Annotated in this window: 2 protein-coding genes; both read right to left on the reverse strand. The window is 31.4% G+C overall.

Going from position 1 to position 2,393, the window contains the following annotated elements; translation table 11 throughout:
* Positions 1-1,991, reverse strand: a 1,991-nt coding sequence (locus DNK84_RS12985) for a hypothetical protein (RefSeq protein ID WP_162902466.1), incomplete at its 3' end; no start/stop codon positions are given.
* Between the two features lie 30 nt (positions 1,992-2,021).
* A complete protein-coding gene (locus DNK84_RS12990) occupies positions 2,022-2,255 on the reverse strand; it encodes a hypothetical protein (RefSeq protein ID WP_119344901.1) in 234 nt (77 codons plus the stop codon).
* Between the last annotated feature and the right edge of the window lie 138 nt (positions 2,256-2,393).

The raw sequence follows: 2,393 nt of genomic DNA on the forward strand, positions 1-2,393 counted from the left end.
TCTGGAAAAGTTTTATTTTTATCAGAATGTGATGATAGCATACCTAATTTTTCAATATGTAACTGTGGATTTTCTTTAAGATCCTCTTGACTGTCTGCGATCCTTTCAATGTGTTGTGATACCCAACTTTTCATGTGTTGTGTTTGCCGTATCTTCAAGCAATAATGGACGAGTTTTGCCTGTTTGCTATATTGCGCAATACTACCTTGTAAACAGTCTGGTAAATCCAAGATTTGTTGGGAAGGGTATTTTGTAGATAATAAAGGCCATTGATGCCAACTTACACTAAACTGAGATTGATAATTTTGAGACTGTTGCCATTGTGCTTTTTTTAAAGCCTGATATTTTTGATAATAATTTTGATTACTTATAATACAGATGGAATCATCATACAGAAAATCCATTTTAATTGAAGTAGGCAGGACGGGACCATTCTTGTCTTGATCATCTGATTTTTCTTCTTTTGATTCAGCAATCAGCGTATCGTTTTCAATACCATTAACATGAAATAATGCTGCTTGTGATACAATGCTGTTTGATTTAGAAATTAAACTATTATTGAAATTCCAAGCATTATACTCTGATTGAGATTGAGGCAATTGAAAAGAGCGCATATAATCATCATTTGTATCATATGTTTCATAACATATGTAATGACTTTCTGGTGTTATTTTAATGTCAGCTAATGATTGATCAGGTGCATCATGATTCTCTGATTTAAGCTGATATTGATATTGAAGATGAACACCATGATGTTTTAAGGTTTCAATGAAAAAATCATAAAGCGATCGCTGATCCTCTTTGGCACAAAAAATAAAAATTTGTGGATGAAGAATCTTGGTTAAAACTTGCGCTTTGGTTTTGTCCATGGTGATTAGGTTCATAAAAGGTGTTAAAAGTTGATCCATTAACTGATTATAATTAACGTGTTTTACAATACGCATTGGATGTGATTGACTTAAAAGTGCCTTTAATGGATCACAGAATTCTAGGGATAGCTTTATATGCCGGTTTTTTGTAAAACCAGAAAATAGAGTGGCGTGATTATGATTCATTGAGAAGCCATGATACACAAGTGTTTCAGCAAAAGATTTATCCGGTAATTCCAGTGTTTTAAAACGATAGGTTTGACGAATAATGACTGCGATTGATAAAGGCATCCCATGAAACAGATATAGATATTCTGGATGTAAATTTTCACTATTAATCACTAAATCTAAATCCAGCTGAGCATCAAATCCATAAGGATGTACATCAATATTTAGCATTTGAATATGCTGATTATTAAAATAGACACCTTTAAAATTAGGACCAATTGCTTGAGCATTGCTAAAATTAACGGGATTTATTTCTAATGTTTCTGATAAGGGGTTGATTTCAACTGAAAAGCTTTGATCTACGATATAAAAATCAAAGTTAATATGCGATTGAATTAATTGCTGATGCAAGGTTTTATAGTTTTTATAAAATCTATCAGAGCATCCAAACATCTGTATATGACGATAAAGTTTCATCAAAATATTTTCTAGGAGATAATGATAGGATTGATTAAAACCAGTGCAATCCTTATTAAAGAAATCTTTAATAACTTCGATTATATGGCATATTTCATCTTCACCCAATTGATTTAATTGATTGCTTTCTATTTCTTTTAAAAAATAAACAAAATGACGTTGTTTATATATTTCATGCCATTGGGATATCTTTGATAAAGTTAATAATTGATTCCCATGGTGAAGTAAAAATTGATGATAATCATGCAATTGATCACTCAACAGCATCACATTGTCTTCTAACATTTTAATGATAGCCTGATGAAAACGACCAAATAAATTAAATAAGCCATTTTGCTTATAGTATTCTGTAAATATTTCTTTTCTTGATAAGTTGTTTAGATCATTAACTATGCCATGAAATTGTGCAGCCGTTAATGAATTTAATACATTAATATGAGATAACATTTGTGCGATCGTTTTATTACTTTCAATCATCAGATCATTCCCTATTATTGATTACTTGTATTAGCTATCTAGCTTATCTTCTGCTTCGTCTACATAAGCTTGTGCATCTTGTTGAAGCATATCTTCGTACTGATTGATTTGATCTTGCATATTCTCTAAATTATCTGCTTTAATATCCTTTTGATTCGATTTAAAATATAAATCTTCACTTTCCTGCATGGCGTATTGTGGATCAACTAGACGAATATTGGTTTTCTCTGATGTATTCATCTCTGTACACGATGATTTTCTCATTTGAGTAGCTCCTGTAGCGGTCGGTTTAAAATTTTAAGACAAAGCTTAAAGTCTCTTATGCTAAAAGCTGCTCTTTGATAAGCATTAGCAATCATGTCCAAGCCATATCGGAAATAGCTAGACTGTAATCTACCATGG

It is taken from the genome of Facilibium subflavum (assembly GCF_003574485.1).
Classification (GTDB): Bacteria; Pseudomonadota; Gammaproteobacteria; order Francisellales; family Francisellaceae; genus Facilibium; species Facilibium subflavum.